This window comes from Rhizobium sp. K102 (assembly GCF_022385315.1).
In the GTDB taxonomy this organism is placed as follows: Bacteria; Pseudomonadota; Alphaproteobacteria; order Rhizobiales; family Rhizobiaceae; genus Rhizobium; species Rhizobium croatiense.
On the sequence record NZ_CP092436.1, the window covers coordinates 2,434,955 to 2,451,311 of the forward strand.

At 60.6% G+C, this 16,357-nt stretch carries 13 protein-coding genes; 3 read left to right on the forward strand and 10 right to left on the reverse strand.

Annotated elements, in window-relative coordinates; genetic code table 11:
• Positions 1 to 173: 173 nt before the first annotated feature.
• Positions 174 to 1,289, forward strand: a complete 1,116-nt coding sequence (locus tag MHI61_RS18055; protein ID WP_239789953.1) for a PHB depolymerase family esterase — start codon at positions 174 to 176, stop codon at positions 1,287 to 1,289.
• Positions 1,290 to 1,587: 298 nt separating this feature from the next.
• On the opposite strand, the gene MHI61_RS18060 is transcribed toward MHI61_RS18055, so the two are convergent.
• From MHI61_RS18060 to MHI61_RS18080, 5 genes are all read right to left on the reverse strand, one after another.
• A complete protein-coding gene (locus MHI61_RS18060; protein WP_239789954.1) occupies positions 1,588 to 3,363 on the reverse strand; it encodes an adenylate/guanylate cyclase domain-containing protein in 1,776 nt (591 codons plus the stop codon).
• Between the two features lie 477 nt (positions 3,364 to 3,840).
• A complete protein-coding gene (locus MHI61_RS18065) occupies positions 3,841 to 5,196 on the reverse strand; it encodes a PQQ-dependent sugar dehydrogenase (protein ID WP_239789955.1) in 1,356 nt (451 codons plus the stop codon).
• Positions 5,197 to 5,217: 21 nt separating this feature from the next.
• Positions 5,218 to 5,649: a CHRD domain-containing protein gene (locus MHI61_RS18070; protein WP_239789956.1), complete on the reverse strand. Its 432-nt coding sequence runs from the start codon at positions 5,647 to 5,649 to the stop codon at positions 5,218 to 5,220.
• 226 nt (positions 5,650 to 5,875) lie between these two features.
• Complete coding sequence (locus MHI61_RS18075; protein WP_239792869.1) at positions 5,876 to 6,403, reverse strand: cytochrome c; 528 nt, start codon at positions 6,401 to 6,403, stop codon at positions 5,876 to 5,878.
• Positions 6,404 to 6,744: 341 nt separating this feature from the next.
• On the reverse strand, positions 6,745 to 7,152 hold the full coding sequence (locus tag MHI61_RS18080; RefSeq protein ID WP_239789957.1) for a helix-turn-helix domain-containing protein: 408 nt from the start codon (positions 7,150 to 7,152) through the stop codon (positions 6,745 to 6,747).
• A gap of 101 nt (positions 7,153 to 7,253) precedes the next feature.
• On the opposite strand from MHI61_RS18080, the gene MHI61_RS18085 reads away from it, so the two are divergent.
• The gene (locus tag MHI61_RS18085; protein WP_239789958.1) at positions 7,254 to 8,375 is read left to right on the forward strand and encodes an NADH:flavin oxidoreductase; all 1,122 of its coding nucleotides are present in this window, start codon (positions 7,254 to 7,256) and stop codon (positions 8,373 to 8,375) included.
• Between the two features lie 228 nt (positions 8,376 to 8,603).
• Here MHI61_RS18085 and MHI61_RS18090 read toward each other — a convergent pair whose 3' ends face one another.
• From MHI61_RS18090 to MHI61_RS18105, 4 genes are all read right to left on the reverse strand, one after another.
• Complete coding sequence (locus tag MHI61_RS18090) at positions 8,604 to 10,376, reverse strand: adenylate/guanylate cyclase domain-containing protein (RefSeq protein WP_239789959.1); 1,773 nt, start codon at positions 10,374 to 10,376, stop codon at positions 8,604 to 8,606.
• 237 nt (positions 10,377 to 10,613) lie between these two features.
• Entirely contained in the window at positions 10,614 to 11,138 is a 525-nt protein-coding gene (locus tag MHI61_RS18095; RefSeq protein WP_239792870.1) for a nuclear transport factor 2 family protein, read from the reverse strand.
• A 17-nt stretch (positions 11,139 to 11,155) separates the two neighbouring features.
• Positions 11,156 to 12,124 carry an alpha/beta hydrolase gene (locus tag MHI61_RS18100; protein WP_239789960.1) on the reverse strand — a complete coding sequence of 323 codons (969 nt, stop codon included), beginning with the start codon at positions 12,122 to 12,124 and terminating at the stop codon, positions 11,156 to 11,158.
• Between the two features lie 90 nt (positions 12,125 to 12,214).
• Positions 12,215 to 12,967 carry an AraC family transcriptional regulator gene (locus MHI61_RS18105; protein ID WP_239789961.1) on the reverse strand — a complete coding sequence of 251 codons (753 nt, stop codon included), beginning with the start codon at positions 12,965 to 12,967 and terminating at the stop codon, positions 12,215 to 12,217.
• Positions 12,968 to 13,166: 199 nt separating this feature from the next.
• Here MHI61_RS18105 and MHI61_RS18110 point away from each other — a divergent pair, with 199 nt between their 5' ends.
• Positions 13,167 to 13,670: a nuclear transport factor 2 family protein gene (locus MHI61_RS18110; protein WP_239789962.1), complete on the forward strand. Its 504-nt coding sequence runs from the start codon at positions 13,167 to 13,169 to the stop codon at positions 13,668 to 13,670.
• 201 nt (positions 13,671 to 13,871) lie between these two features.
• Here the strand turns inward: MHI61_RS18110 and MHI61_RS18115 are convergent, their stop codons facing one another.
• Positions 13,872 to 16,340, reverse strand: a complete 2,469-nt coding sequence (locus MHI61_RS18115; RefSeq protein WP_239789963.1) for an adenylate/guanylate cyclase domain-containing protein — start codon at positions 16,338 to 16,340, stop codon at positions 13,872 to 13,874.
• Positions 16,341 to 16,357: the final 17 nt, after the last annotated feature.

Genomic DNA, 16,357 nt, shown 5'->3' on the forward strand with positions numbered 1-16,357 from the left:
GCAACGATCGGCGGGACAGGTGGCGGCGCGCCCCTGATTTTATCGGCTGCAATGCTGCTCCCTTGGAATTTTCAACCCCTTTAAGGCCTCGGATGTATCTGCGCGGTCGAATTAACCTTGGAATCCCATTGTGCGGCGCAGCAATCGTCCCCACATCGAGAGTTGAGGCCCGATTGGCGGCCAAGGAGACGACATTGCTCGACAAGCCCCCACAAAATCACCGCTTGGTCGAAATCGGCAGGTTTGGCTCCAATCCGGGGTCATTGAAGGCGTGGCTGTATCTGCCTTCGATCATGGCTCCAGGCACCCCGCTCGTCGTTGCGCTGCATGGCTGCACACAGACGGCAGAGGGCTACGCCGCCGGCTCCGGCTGGTCCCAACTCGCCGAGCGGCGCGGATTTGCGGTGCTTTATCCCGAGCAACAGCGGTCGAACAATGCCAATCTCTGCTTTAACTGGTTCGAGCCCGCCGACATCAGCCGGGATGCGGGAGAGGCATTGTCCATCCGGCAGATGATCGGCCATCTCGTCCAGTCGCAGGGCATCGATCCGAAGCGCATTTTCATCACCGGCCTGTCGGCAGGCGGTGCGATGGCGAACGTCATGCTGTCGACCTACCCTGAGATATTTGCAGGCGGCGCAATCATCGGCGGGCTGCCCTATGGCGTGGCAGGCACCGTGGCAGGGGCTTTCGAGCGCATGCAAGGCCGCAATCCGCCGACTGTCTCCAGGCTCCAATCGGTTCTCAAGCGCGCATCAGACCACCGCGGGCCCTGGCCTAGGATTTCGATCTGGCACGGCACGCATGACCAGACGGTCCGGGCCAGGAATGCCGATCAGATCGCCCAGCAATGGAGCGGCGTGCACTCCCTTGCCATCGAGCCAGCGCGGAGCGAGTTGATACACGGCCATAGGCGCAAAGTCTGGCTCGACGCGAAGGGCATGGAGGCCGTCGAGATCTATCTCGTCAGGGGCATGGGCCACGGCGTTCCCCTGGCGACGAGCAGCGATCGCGCGATCGGGAGAGCCGGTCCGCATATGCTCGAGGCGGGGATTTCCTCGACCGTTCGTATCGCACATGCATGGAATCTGGCCACGGAGGCAGACGTCGAGGAGGCTGAGGCAGCCGGAAATTTCGTCCGTCGGCAAGAGCCCGACGCCGCTCCATCGACGATAGATAGAGCATTGCGCTACGCCAGGTCGCGCGCAAACGTCGCTAGCGCCGCCCCCGACGGCAAGATCGCCAAGGTCATAAACGACGCGCTTCGAGCGGCGGGGCTGATGCGATAGCAAGACAATCGCGGCAAGTGGGAATGATCACCTTGTTGATCATAAGGCGCCTGCCCCACCCGTCCGCGCGATGTCATCTGCCTATCCCTGGGCACATCCGTGCGCGATCAGCGACACTCCGCCATACATTTGTGCTGACACGGTCCGCGCGTGCGAAGGTGTTTGCTTCCGCCGGCCTTCCAAAGCCGTCGACGCAGCCTCCAGAGCTGGATTGGGAAACTTGGACGGGGGTATAAGTGGAATTTCTGCCTGAACACGGGCATAGAAGCCGGGAACAGGAGTCTTCCAAGTGATGCGATTATTCTTCGATCAGACGCTTCTCTCCCGGTGGGAGCCCGTGCTCGATCAACCTGTCGAGGTAGTCGCGATAAGGACTACCTTCATAGAATGGGTGGGCCGCCTCTCGGACGTATTCCGCGTTCAGGTTTGGAAACTTCTTCAAAGCATCAGAGATCCAGATCCTCACCTCATCGGTATTGCCCGCCCTGAGGGCGAGCAACGCTGCCCCAATGAATGGATAATAGGTTGTGCGTTCGAACGACGCGCCTTCCCGTAGATGCATCCGGGCCGTTGAGAGGTCATCGGGCTCGCCTCTCAGCATCAACCCAATGCCGAGCAGTGTCTTGAACGCAAACATAGACGGATCGTGAGGGCTGAGATCGATGGCATTTTGTGCGGCTCTAATCGTTGTATCGGCGTCCCTGAGCCGCACGGCTGCCATTCCATGTGCGAAGTGAAGAAACGCGTAGTTTTGATTTAATGCAAGGCCCTGTTCAGCGACAGGCATGGCCTCGGCCGCTCGCCCACCCACCGTAAGAAGGAGGGACATCACCGCGTACGCGATATCGCTCCGCCTGTCGATTTCTAAGGCCTTCATGGCGAACGATAGTCCTTGCTCGATGGCGGCCGGCACATCTGCGGCGCGCCCCCAAAGGACGAGTGCGTATCGGTGACGAGCTAAATAGGCGTAGGGAAGTGCGAAATTCGGATCGTGTTCGAGCGCTTGTCGAAGGAACTTCTCGGCAGTGGCTTGCGAGCCTGCTTCGAAGGAAAGCAATTCAGCGAAGCCGCGGTGACAAAGTTCCCAAGCAGTAAGGTTGTCCGTCGATTTGGCGAGGGCGAGGCTCCGTTCGTGCGCTCCCAGCTCTGGTTCGATGCCCGCGATAATCCGGCGCGTTATCTCGTCCTGCACATCAAAAAAATCGGCGATCGGACGATCCCAGCGCTCGGCCCAGATGTGTGCTCCGGACAGCGCGTCGACTAGCTGTACAGTGATCCTCAGCCGCTCACCGGACCGCCGAACCGATCCTTCCACGACATAGCGCACAGCAAGTTCCCGGGCGATCTTGCGTACGTCCTTGGCTGTTCCCTTGTAGGCGAAAGTCGAGTTGCGGGCGATCACGAACAACCATCGAAAGCGACTTAGTTCCGTAATGACGTCTTCGACCAGTCCGTCGACAAAGAAGTCCTGATCGGGGGTGACAGAAAAATTCTGGAATGGGAGAACCGCGATCGAAGCACGTACCTGTCCAGAGAGCCGAACCGGGCTGGGCGCCGTGCCGTCCAGCTCGACCTGCCACACGTCAATTGGTTCGGGGATATTCTTAACGGACTGTGGCCCGAGCCACGTCATCCCAGCGTCTATCTTGCTTTGCACATGATCGTAGATTGCACGAGATATGCAGATGCCTCCGGCGGGTGCGATGGTTTCCAACCGCGCAGTGATGTTGACGCAGTCGCCGAGGATGTCGTCGCCATCGATCACCACATCTCCCAGATGAATACCGATGCGGAAACGCAGACGTCGGTCTTCCCTTTGAGGAGACTCGCGCGAGATCAAATTGCGCTGCATTAGAAGAGCCGCTCTTACCGCCAACACTGGCGATGGGAATTCGACCAGGAGCCCGTCGCCCATGGTTTTGACGATGCGGCCACCGCCCTCCATAATTGCCAGGTCAATCACGTAGGTTCGCGCGTCGCGCAGCCGCGAAATGGTGCCTTCCTCGTCCGCCGCCATGAGACGAGAATAGCCGACCAAATCGGCAGCCATTATTGTAGTAAGACGACGTTCCACGCTTGCCCCTCCGCCAGGAAAATACACTAACTCGTGATAAGCAAATGCGAAAGCGCTCTGGAGCCGGGCGAATCAGGCTAGGAAAGAAAAATCCAGAGCGAATGCGCTGATGCCGCACCCGAGGGATCCGCTTCTCTCTCGGCTTTCCGATGCCGAGCGGGAATGGTGGTGGCTCAGAAAGAGCAGCGGCATGCTGGCTGATCTCGGTCGGGATCGTCGTCGCGCCCGCTTCAGGTTCACTGGCGACCTACACCGAGCGGAACCGTACCGCCGCCCGAGGAAGCGCGATCTGGACCTCGCGGGCTAACGCCCCTGGGTATCGCTCCAGCACGCCCGGTCGCAACGGCGCGTGCGATGCGTAAAGGGCTACAGAGCGGATGACGGTCCCCCGTAACCGCCGGCTTCAACCTGTTCGTTGTCAGGCTGCGAACAGCTCCGCCAGGCGATGCGACGGCGGAGACGCCGCACGGACGAACGCTATCCGCCCTTCTTGTAGCTCACCCTGTAGATCACGCCGTTCGTATCCTCCGAGACGAGCAGTGAGCCGTCCGGAGTTATCGCCAGCCCGGCGATGCGGCCAAATTCAGTCTTCCGGTCCTCGCTGAGGAAGCCAGTAAGGAAGTCCTCCGTGCTGGTCGGCTCGCCTTTGTCGAAGTTCACCCGCACGACCTTATATCCGGCCGGATCGGCCCGGTTCGCTGAACCGCGTAGCGTGACGAAGGCATCGTTGCGATAGTCCTCCGGAAACTGCTGCGCATCGTAGAAGCGAATGTTGATCACCGACGCATGCGCATCAAAAGTTAGCGCCGGCGCGGCGGTCTTGGTTTTGCAGAAATCATCCTTGGGCGCACCCTCGGGCATGGTGAAACTCGCCCAGTCGGGCTGTCTGTCGCCGTAGCAGAACGGCCAGCCGTAGTGCGAGCCTTGCTCTATCTTGTTCAGTTCCTCGCCCGGCAGCTCGTCGCCGAGGTGGTCGACACCGTGGTCGACGCCCCACATGACCCCGGTCTCCGGATGCCAATCGAAGCCGAGCATGTTTCTCAGCCCCTTCGCGAAGACCGTGCGTTTCTTGTCTTTTATGTCGAGCCGAAGGTTGGCAGCCTTTTCGTCGCTGCTTTCGAAGCACGCGTCGCAGGAACTGCCGACGTTGATGTGCAGCGCTCCGTCGGGCGCGAAGGCGAGCGTCCGCCGCCCGTGCTGGCCGCCGTCGGGCAGGTCGTCGATGATCTTCTCCATTTCGCCGATCGTCCCGTCCTCGTTCAGATCGGCCGCCATAACGGCATGGACCGTGGAAAGGAAGATACGGCCGTCCCGGATCGCAATGCCATGGATGCCGTCAAGATCAGAGGCCATCTTGCGAGGCTTCGGATCGCCTTCCTTGACGGCGATCACGTCCTTTTGCTCGGGGCGCGTCACGTAGACGGTGCCGTCTTCGGCGACCGCCATCATGCGGGCATTGCCGAGGTCACGGGCAAAGATGCTGACCTCGAATCCTTCCGGAACCTTGAGCCGCTTGACGACATCCTCGCTGAATGGCTGATGCTTCGGCCTGAAAACATTCGTCTCGACCTTGTGGAGCACGCCTTCTTGCTGCGCCCAGGCGGATGCTGAAACAAGCGCAACACTCAACAGCATAGCTGCTTTTCTGGTCATATCAGCTCTCCTAATCTCCGGCACTGCCGGACCTGTCGAGTGCCTACAGCGGTGCGGCCTCGCGCTCAGCCACACCCACGCGATGCCGGTAGACCATCTCCCAGCCTTTCCAGCGTTGATGGCGAACTGGCTGACGCGGACTCCAGGACCGCGCACGCCGATTTGGAGGCCGACAACCATCGAGTAATGCAGCAGTCGCTGCTATTGTGCTTTCTCCACTTGTCCGCGGATCTCTCCATCCGGGAATTTTTCTGTATGGATGTTGAGATACCACTTTCCGGCCTGCAGATCCGCTACGTGCGCGTCCGTGATTTCGGCAGATCCGGAGGCAATGGCTTTGGAGATGTCGACCACCGGGCCGGCATTTTCGCCCACACCGGCCGGACCATGAAAATGCGCGGCCGTGGGTTGCCCGGTCAGGCCGCTGGAGGTCACAGTCCAGGTGAGCTTTTTGGTGGCTGTGTCGAGGGTAATGTCGCCCATGCCCTTGCCGGCGCTGTCGTTGGACGGCACCTCACTCGATCCTTGCAGATTAGCCGTGAATTTCAATGTCTCAGCAAAAACGGGGCTCCCGGCCATGATGGCGATAACGGCGAGGGCGCTGAGGAGATAATTCTTGCGGATAGATATCATTGTGCATCCTCCCAAAAGCAGGTGTATTGCAGGCTGCCCTCTAACTCGCGAGAACGGATTGGGTTCCGATCACGACACCCTCTCTCCAGACATCATCTCTCTCGCCCGAGAGCTACTGGCCTGCGGCAATTCCTCACCGCTCTCCGTGCGGCTGCACGTTCTTTGGCTTGGCCCCGCGCATGCGAGAACGACGCTGGCTGCCGTAGGGTTCGCTGGCGGCGCTGTCCTAGTTTGGTGCGGCAGCCGCGGTTTCACCCGGCGGCAAGATCCGAAACATGAAGGTTGAAACCTTCTCCCCCGGCTTGAAAGGTCCGGGGACCTCATGGCTGACCGGTTTCAGGCTCTGAAGGAAGACTGCAATTGATGTCACATCTTCTTCAGTGAGTTGCGCGAATGCATGCCACGGCATGATTGGCGCAAGGAGGCGGCCATCCGGCCGCTGCCCGGTCTGAAGCGCAGCCACGATCTGTTCCCTGGTCCAGCTGCCGATGCCGGTCTCCTTGTCAGGCGTAATGTTGCGGCCGACGAAGACACCCTGCCCCGGGATCTCAAAACCGACATCCGATCCACCCAGAAATCGCGAGCTGTCCGGTTTTCCGAAGAAATATCCCGGTGTGTGGCAATCGTTGCAGCCGCCGATCGTGACGAGATATTCGCCGCGCGCAGTCTGCGCATCGTCCGCAGCTGCGATGCTCGACTGCAGCCCCAATGCCGAGGCGGCCAAAAATGCCAACCGTACGCTCAAGCGAAACATCTTTCCCTCCATGATACAGCAGCTCGCAACTGCCAGCGAACTGAATATCACGATGAACATGTTCTATATATTAGCCATATTGAATTAACGAAGATTGCCGAGAAGATGGCCGCCAGTCGGCCGGCAGTGAGCGAAGGAGCTGCTGTCGGCGGGCTTGACAGATCCTCCCGCAAACAAATCCCAATCGAGACAACCTCGTATTATATTGCCCCTGCCCCACGGGCGGATGGCCCGCCCTTGTGATTGACGCGACGATATCGTCGCAGCTTTGGCATAAGCATTTTGGTTCCGCGCAGAACTGAGCCCGCCGTCGACCAAGTCATCAAAGCTGCGCGCTCGCGTCACAGGCGCAACTGGATCAGCGATCGCTCCCCCTTCTTCCCGCCATCAACGCTGTCGAAAGCCTCTCTCGCCGCGGTGACCTCCTGCAGTTTTACGAGCGTCCATTTGTGCAGCTCCTGAAGGGGTTCCCGCAACGTGTGACCGAGTGGCGTCAGGTGGTATTGAACCGCGACCGGAGAAAGTGAAATCACCTCTCTCGCTACGAGACCGTTGCGCTCGAGGCGGCGAAGGCATTGCGTGAGAGCCTTCTGCGTCACCCCTTGCAAACGGCGGCGAATGGCGTTGAAGCGCTGAGGTCCCTCATTGAGAACCGCAATCACCATCATCGACCACTTGTCAGCGATCTGATCGAATAGAGCCCGGCTCGGGCATTCGGAAGAGAAGCACAGCGGTTCAAGTTCGAGCATGTCGGTTTCCTTCAATATACCTAGGCGACTTCAGGTGCCTGATTGACGCTAGGTTTACATCGTATACCTGGAAGTCCGTTTTACGCAACGGAGTTCTACGAATGCCCAATCCCGATACAAGCAGCCTGTTTCGACCTTTCACCATTCGGTCGCTTGAACTGAAAAATCGTATAGTCATGGCGCCAATGACCCGCCTGTTTGCGTCCGAAGGCGTGCCGGGACCGGCAAATGCCGACTACTATCGGCGCCGAGCAGAAGGTCGTGCGGGACTGCTACTATCTGAAGGAACCGTGATTGATCGCCCGGCCTCCCGCAACGACGGGGGGATTCCGTTTTTCCACGGTGATGCGGCGTTGAGAGGGTGGAAAAATGTGATCGACGCTGTTCATGGTGCTGGTGGTCGTATGGGGCCACAGATCTGGCACACCGGAGCCACTCGCTACATCAATAATTGGGAGCCCGACGCACCGGTGGAAAGCCCGTCTGGCCTCAACGCGCCTGGTGAGGCTCGCGGCGTTGCGATGACTGAAGAGGATATCGCCGATTCTGTCGCAGCCTTCGCCAAAGCGGCGGCAGACGCCAGGCGGCTCGGCTTTGACACTGTTGAAATCCACGGCGCGCACGGCTATCTGATCGATCAATTCTTCTGGTCGGGCACGAACCTGCGCACCGACCGGTATGGCGGACCGACGATCAAGGAGCGCTCGCGCTTTGCCGGCGAGATCATTTCCGCCGTACGCGAAGCGGTGGGACCTGATTTCCCGATCATTATGCGCGTCAGTCAGTGGAAGCAGCAAGATTTGACGGTGCGTCTCGCAGAAACACCAGCAGAGATGGAGACTTGGCTGCTGCCGTTGGTTGAGGCCGGAGTGGATGTCCTTCACGTGTCGCAGCGTCGCTTCTGGGAACCGGAATTCCCGGAAATTGACGGCGAGAACGGCCTCAATGGCGCAGGCTGGGCAAAGAAGGTGACGGGTGCCGCGACAATCGCTGTCGGCTCGGTAGGCCTCGACAACGACGTGACTGCAAGCGCTTTTGTCGGCAAGGGGTCAGCCACAGCCAGCATCGATCGCTTGATCGACCGCATGGAGCGCAATGAGTTCGACCTGATTGCCGTGGGTCGCGCGCTGCTTACCGATCCAACTTGGGTCACCAAAGTTGAGAATGGCGATTATGCAGAATTGAAGGGGTTCGACCCAGCTACCTTATTCGAGCTTGCCTGACCCAGCCGGCGTGAACGGATGCAAGCGCGGCTGCATCCGTTCACTCCGTCGCTTCGGGCAATGCCGAACCGAGACTCGAAACCGCTCATTCGGTGGAGGCACATAATCGGGCAATCGTGCGTTGCCGGGTGGTCGGCGACCACGCTTGATGTTCGTGGTTGCGCCGGCACGGGTTATTGCTCATCCTCGGCGCAAATGGCGACAACAAGTTGAGCGGACATTGACCCGTCATTGTACGATCCCGCCCTTGCGCAGCCCCTCGATGACGAGCTCGAAATCGGCGGGGTTCTTGAATGGCAAGACTTTGCGACGGTATTCCAAGGAGTAGTCGGGATTGACGCGCAGCACCTCTTGCCACATCGCGCGCGCCTCTTCGAAACGGCCGAGATGTCCGTAACAGGCGGCCAGAAGCGCGCGCGAGACATCGGTGACGGGGTTGCGGCTCACGCGCTGCAGCAACAGTTCGACGGCCTCTTCGTACCTTCGCAGTTGAAACAGGGCCAAGGCCTGAAAGTGGAGAACGACATCCGGAAAATACGGGTTCAGGACCCTCGCCCGATCGAAATAGGCGAGTGCCTCCCCGGATCTGCCTGAATAGATGAGGGCCTCGCCGAGGCTGACCTGCCCTTCGGCGAAGTTCGGATTGAGCACTATCGCGCGCTCGGCCTCGGTGATGGCTCTATCGTGCTGTCGCGAGTAAAGCTTGACCACACTCAGTGCCCAGTGGGCCACGGGATCGCTATCGTCGCGCGCTACCGCCAGCGTCGCGGCCTCTTCGGCTTGCTCGATAGAGCGCTGCGGCGACGCACTCCACCGGTTCAGGTAGTCGAGCCCATGGGTTAGGGCGAGGAAGGCGTTCGCTGAGGCGAAGTTCGGGTCCAGTTCGACGGCACGTTGCAAAAGGTCGCGGGCGTCGCTGTTCGTTTGCTTCGTCAGCCGGTGCCACAGCTCCCGGCCGCGCAAGAAGCAGTCATAGGCCTCGGGGTGCCGGGTCTGCCCCGGCGCCAGTCTTTTCCGATCGCCCTCTGTCAGGTTGACCGCCAGCGCGTCGACGATCTGCTGCGTGACATCGTCCTGAACCGCGAATATGTCGGTGAGCTCGCGATCGAACCTCTCTGCCCATAGGTGCCCGCCGGTGGTCGCGTCGATGAGCTGCGCGGTGATGCGTACCCTGTTTCCCGATTTGCGTACGCTGCCCTCAAGGACATGCCGCACGCCGAGCTTCGTGCCCACCTCCTGCACCTCGACGTTCTTGCCCTTGAAAGTGAATGACGAATTTCGCGCGATGACAAAGAGCTGCGACAGTTTCGATAGCGCAGTGATGATGTCTTCCGAGATGCCGTCGGCGAAGTAGTCCTGTTCGGCGTCACCGCTCATGTTGGCGAAGGGCAGGACGGCGATCGACAGCTTCGGAGACGCTGCCGTCGCCGGTCGGCTCGTCGCGGTTTCCGAGGTCGCGGCTGCCTTGGTCCCGGCGCTGCCGACTTGCAGCGAATAGACACGGATCGGCTCGGCGATGTTCTTGAGTTGCGTGTTGCCGAGATCGCTGACCGAGAGGTCGAGCCTCGCCTTGACCTGGCGATAGGCATCCTCGGACAGGCAGATCGCGCCCGCCGCGGCGACGCCCTCCAATCGCGAGGCGATGTTGACGCCGTCGCCCATCAGATCGCCGTCGCTTTCCTCGACGACGTCGCCCAGATGGATACCGATCCGGAACTCGATGCGACGGTCCTGCGGCACGCCGTCATTGCGCTCCACCATGCCGTTCTGCACCTCAATGGCGCAGCGTACGGCGTCCACTACGCTGCGGAACTCGACCAGCGCACCATCGCCGGTGCGCTTCACCACCCGGCCATGGTGCACGGCGATCGTCGGATCGATGAGATCGCTGCGCAGTGCCCGCAACCTCGCCAGGATGCGGTCTTCGTCGGCGCCGGCAAGTCGGCTGTACCCAACCACATCAGCGGCCAGGATTGCAGCCAGCTTTCGGGTCTCGCTCATGGCGCCGTCTCCTCGATTTCAGGATAGCAGGGAGGCAGGGGGCAAGAAAGAACTTTGAGCCGCTGCTCAGAGCGATCTTGGGTGAGATCGAGTTGGCCATGGCTCATGTGGACACAGCCGAGGTGTTGCCCTACGCAATGACTGCCCTGCCAGGCCGAGGACTGTCCGGATGGGCCATCGCTTTGAAACCTGGCCACGGAAAAGGCAAAAAGGACATGAGGGCCGCGGAGATTCCGCCTAGTCCATCTTCTTCGCAGCGCGCTCGGCGGCTTTGCCCACAAGGCTGCGATCACCGGTCTCGTGAGTGGCAGTCATCGTCATATGTGTGACCTTCCAGCCCTCGGCTGATTTCACCAGCCCGTAGCGATAGTGGCCGGAAAGAACCCAGAGACCCTTGCCTAAACTATGCGTCGCCTGGAAATCGGCCTCGGCCGTCGCCGTGTCGCCTGATGCATCCACAATCGTGTGGTTTGTGACGAGATGCAGCGTCCTGTCGAAGCCCGGCAGGAAGTTCGACCATTGCGCGACCACTTCATCGGCTGACTGTGTGACAGCTTCGCCGCCCCAGAGGCTGGTATAGTCGAGAGTCACCTCCTCGGCGAAGGCGCCGCGCACCCGCGGCCATTGATGGCGGTCGGCGCCGGCGGCGATGTCGGTAATGGCATCAATGATGGCGAGGCGGTCATCAGGCTTCATGCTATCTGCCTTAGCGATGGAGGGTGCCACCATCATCATGACGGTAACGAGACTTGCAACGATCATTTTCACGGGCTCGCTCCTCAATTCGACTGTCGCCTGAGAAGTTTTTCGATGTGCTCGGCCACTGCGTCGGCCGCGGCGTCGACATGCTGCTGGCGGTCATAGAAATCGAATTGGGTGACGCCCTCGAGCCAGCGTGTCGTCGCATCGACCTTCAACAGGCCAAGGAAGGCATGCGCGCCCTCGGGCACGGCCGCTGCCTCGGAATGGACCAGCAGGACCGGCTTGTCGACGCGCGAGCCGGTGGCGACAGAATCATATTTGAGCCAGGGCTCCCAGGAGCCGAGATTGAACTTGTTGTCGTATTGGGGAATGAGACCGCGATCGGCTTCGGTGTAATAGGGGATCTGGTACATGAGTGAGGATTCATCGGTGGCGCTGGCCGCAAGGATGACCCTTGGGCTTCCCTTCTCTTCGGCGCGCTCGGCGCGGCGCGAAACGGCGATCAGCTTGGCCACGCCCTCGGCACCGCCATAGACCTGCTCGACGATCGCCCTGTTGTGCAGCCATGGCGCGACAAGCGACAGGGACCTGAATCTCGGATTGCCGCTGACGGCATCGGCCATATAGCCGGCCGAGGCGCATATGCCGAGGCCGTTGATCGCGTCCGGATCGACCTCCGACAGCGTCGACAAGAAATCGGCGGCAGCGATGATGTCTGCAGTCTTCATTGCCGGGTCTTCCTTGAAACGGATGGTGCCGCTCGATTCACCCCAGCCGCGATAGTCGAACGCCAGCGCCACGAAGCCTCGCTCGGCCATTTCCTTGGCATAAAGGCCCGACATCTGCTCCTTGATCGAGGTCCAGGCGCCGGCGACGATGACACCGGGCCGCCGTCTATCGGCAGCCGTGTCCGATGGCACGTAGAGTGTGCCGACGATTGTCTCACCATTGCTTGGAAATGTGACCTTTCGGCTGGCTACTTCCGCTGCGCTCACCGTCGTTGCCGCCACAGTGGCAAGGATTGCCGCAAGTGCAAACTGTTTCATCTGAACTCTCCGCTGGTTGAACAAGGCGAGAGTGCCAGGATCGTCGGCGCGGTGCAGGCGCGAAAATTGCTCGACTTACGGCGTATGTTGCTATTGCGACCGGAACTGTGCGGGCGTGATGCCCACCCGCTTGCGGAAATGCTGGCCGAAGCGCGAAACATCGGCATAGCCGACGCGGAAGGCGACCTCGGCGACCGTTGCCGACGTCGTCTTGAACAGAAGCCGTGCCCGGTCGAGGCGCTCGTCTATGACATACTGGATCGGCGATTTGCCCGTCGCAGCCTTGAACGCGCGCGCGAAGTGATACCGGCTCATGGCCGCCTCCGAGGCGAGTTGGTCAAGCGAGATATCGTCGTTCAGATGCTCCTGGACATAGGCAATCACCTTCCTCAGCCGGTGGTCATCGAGGCTGGCGCAGCGTTCGGCATGCGGCGCCAGCAGTCGGGCCAAATGGGTGGCCAAGGCCAAATCCATCGTCTGCCGATAGAGCGAAGACGAATCCTCCCCGCGATCCGCGGCAAGCCGGACGAGCTGCGCTAGAAGTGGTTCCAGGCCTCCGACGTGCGGTCTGAACGCCGTGCGCGTATCGAGCCCGACATCGTCGAGCATGTGCTTGTCGAAGGACACCGTCAGGTAAGAATGGGCGTCGTCGAATTCGCATATGCCGGCGGCGCCCGCGGGCAGGATCCAGCCATCATCGGCGGAAAGCGGAATATGGTGGCGGCGGTCCGAGCCGAGGGCCAGGCGATGCTCATCCTGTGCGACCAAAAACAGGCCGATCGTCAGATTCGACAGTGCGAAAGCGCCGCCGCCGGCAGGAACATCGTACCTGCATGCCGTCACTCCCCAGTCTCGCCGCGCTGCATTGCTCATGGAAAGAAGCTGGTGAGGCGCGGCGGAAAATCAACCTGCATGTGTGCTCATCGACCATGGTCCCCTCAGCAAAAGCAACAATCGCCCAAAGACGCGCAAGAATTGCGCATGTCGCAACGCCCGCATTCCGGCACCCTTGCCGCGAGACCATGTGGGAAAGGGAACATCAATGTCACTCAGAGCCATCGCCGGCGGCGCCGTTTTAACATCGTTGATCCTGATGGGCGGGATCGCCCGTGCGGCAAGCCCCGAAGAGAACCGCAAGATGATTTCCGACTATTACGCCGCCTATGCCTCGGGCGACATGGACAAGGTCGCATCCTTTTTTGCCGACGACATTGAATGGCACATTCCCGGCCATCATCCGCTCGCCGGCACCAAGCGCGGCAAGCAGGAAGTGGCCGCCTTCTTTCAGCAGCTCGGAAAAGGCAATTTCCGGGCCGAGCTGATCGCGCTGATAGCGGACGAGAACTGGGTCATCGATATGCATCGCGGCTGGTCGAACCGTGATGGCCTTGCCAATGTCGATACGGTCTGGGTGCTTGCGTTCAAGATCGAGAACGGCAAGATCAAAGAAGCCCGCAACTTTTCTTTCGATCAGGCGGCCGCGGACAGCTTCTTCTGGCAAGCATATGGGCTAAAACCGCTGCCCGATCGTCTGAAGACGGAATGAGCATCAGACAACATCTCCCGTCGGGCGCCGCAGTGTTACAGAAGGGTGATGCCCGAAACCATCAGGCAAGCCGGTCCCGAACCAATGACCGCGCCATTTCATGGGCCTAGTCTAGCCAGCGTTGCAGGAAGGTCGAGTTGCGACGCTGGCCCGAGGGCTGGTCGACGAGGTTGGTGCCTGTAGAGGCGCGCGAAGGTGAGCCTACGACCCAGGCTTGTGACAAAGTCGAGCGAGCGTCTCTCGAAGTGCGGCGGCGGCCTGATCGCGCTCATCAGTAGACATAAGCTCGGGCTCAGCTTCCAACCGCAGGTGCGGCAGTTCGGTCCGGACAGTACGACGGCTGCGGACCAGATTTTCCTTCAGGTCGACCACGCGATAGGTGGCGACCGGATAGGCTATTCCCTTTACGTGGACATGCCCCAGTTCCTCACACTCGATCGTGTCCTTCACTAGCGCAAACGTCTCATAAGAAATGAGCACGGTGCCCGGCGACGCTTCCTGCTCAAGGCGCGAGGCGAGATTCACGGCGCCGCCGATTATCGTGTAATCCATCCGGTCCTCGCTGCCGAAGTTGCCCACAGTGCAGTAGTCTGTGTGAATGCCAATGCGGCAGCGCAGCGGTGTTTCAATTCCGATATCGCGCCAGATTTCCCCAAGCGCGCTCATTCGCTTTTGCATGGCGAGCGCCATCTGCACGCAGGCGAGCGCGTCATCCTTGACGCCGCGGGTTTCCGGATCGCCGAAGAACATCAGGATGGCATCCCCGACATACTTGTCGATCGTCGCGCCGTGATCTGAAGCAATCTTCGACATTTCCGTCAGGTAGTGATTGAGGAGCTGTGTGAGATCCTCGGATTCCATTTTGTCTGTGGTTTCGGTAAAGCCGGCGATATCGGAGAAGCATATCGTCAGCTTCTTCCGCTGGCTGGCGATCCTGACGTCCTGGCGGCCGCTGAATATGGAGTTATACACTTGCGGCGCCAGGTATTTCGCCAGCTTGCTGGAAAGCGCCTCGAGAGCTGCGGATTTCTCGGCAAGGTTTTCCTCCCGTTGCTTCAGCTCGGTGATGTCCGAGTAGACGGCCACCGTGCCGCCAGCCGTGATCCGCCGCTCGCTAACCATGATCCATCGCCCGTCGCGACGCCGCTGCACCCACGTTTCACCAGGGTTGCGATGCCGCGAAAGCCGCTCGGCAACCCACTCCTCGACTCGCCCCTCAGCATCCTTGATGTAGCCGGCCTCAGCGGACCGGCGAACAATCTGCTCGAATGTCGTGCCGGGTGTCATTTCCTCCAGGCCGGCGTACAACAGCTCGCGGTAGCGGCTATTGCTCAGCACGAGCCTGTCCTCGCCATCGTACAGAGCGAATCCTTCGGAGATGCTCTCGATGGCATCCACAAGCCGCTGGCGCGCTTCCGCAACCTCGCGCAGGCTGTTTTCCTCCACCTCGACCGCAGTATCCCGGAACAGCCTGAGCGCCCCGGCCATGCGGCCGATTTCGTCGCGGCCTCCGGCGGGCATCTGCGCATGCAGATTGCCGCCCGCGATTGCCAGCATGCCTTGGCTTACCTCTCCCAAACGGGCGAGAAGGCTGCGGTCGACATAGAGCCAGACAACCAGAACCGAACTCAGGAGGCTTAGAAGGGCTGAGCCAAGGACAATGCCGGTGCCGTAGCGCCGGACGACCGAGGCTTCGAGGGCGGACGCGGCGATCTCATGGTTTGCCCTTGCAACCAGGCGATCGACGGCCGCGGTAAGGTCGCGCGATAGCCGACTGTTTTCAGCCAGAAGCTTTTCGCCCTGGGCAAGGACAGCAAACTCGTCCTGTCGTACCTTCGGGATGCCGTTCTCACCGTCGGTCAGCGACTTCAACTCGTCCAACCGTTGTTGGAAGCGGGTCCGCAACTTTTCGTCGATTTCGGTGGAGACCGTTTCGAGTACGGCGAGCGACCGGCGCAGCGGAAACAGGATCAGCTTCAGATCTCCCGGCGTAGGCGCGTTGGCAGTTTTGACCAGCGCGTCGTTGACTGCTGAGATCTCCTGTTGCGCCCTCCGTTGGGGGATGTAGGCCGCGATTGCCTTGACCAGGTCGCTCGTCACCGCAGCACGCGCGTCGGCTGGTGCGGCGGAATCAGCCACCGCTGCGCGCCACTGGGGAACCTTGGAGTTCATCACGACGATACCGGGCGCGACGAGACGCTGACTTGCATTTGTCGTGTCCGATAAGCGGCGCAGCAACGCCTCCTTGCGCTGAACCATGGTAAGGCGAACGGCCACAAGATAGTCGAGCGCATCGAGGTTTCGTCGTAGACCAATCACGGCGTCTTCGATTTCAGTCACCGCCGTCGCGCTGAATGCGGTGCCTTTAAGTGCGGCGAGCAACTCTTCGAGACGCCCCATCTCGACTCCGATCGCAGCCGAGACCTCGTTGTGCTGAACCGTGCTGGTCGCCGCCAGCACTGACGGCGCGGTGGAGGCGACCCTCTCAGCCTGGCGCGACAGTTGGAGCGAGGCGAGCGCCGTCGGCACCCGTTCCTTGGTGATACGATCGACCACGTCGCCGACCTGAAGGAAGGCATAGAGAGCTGCGGCGGTCGCGAGCACTGCGAAGGTGCTGATGCCGAAGAAAGCGAGCAACAAGCGCCCGCGTATGCCGACGCGTTCAAACATAGCGGCAACCGCAAGGT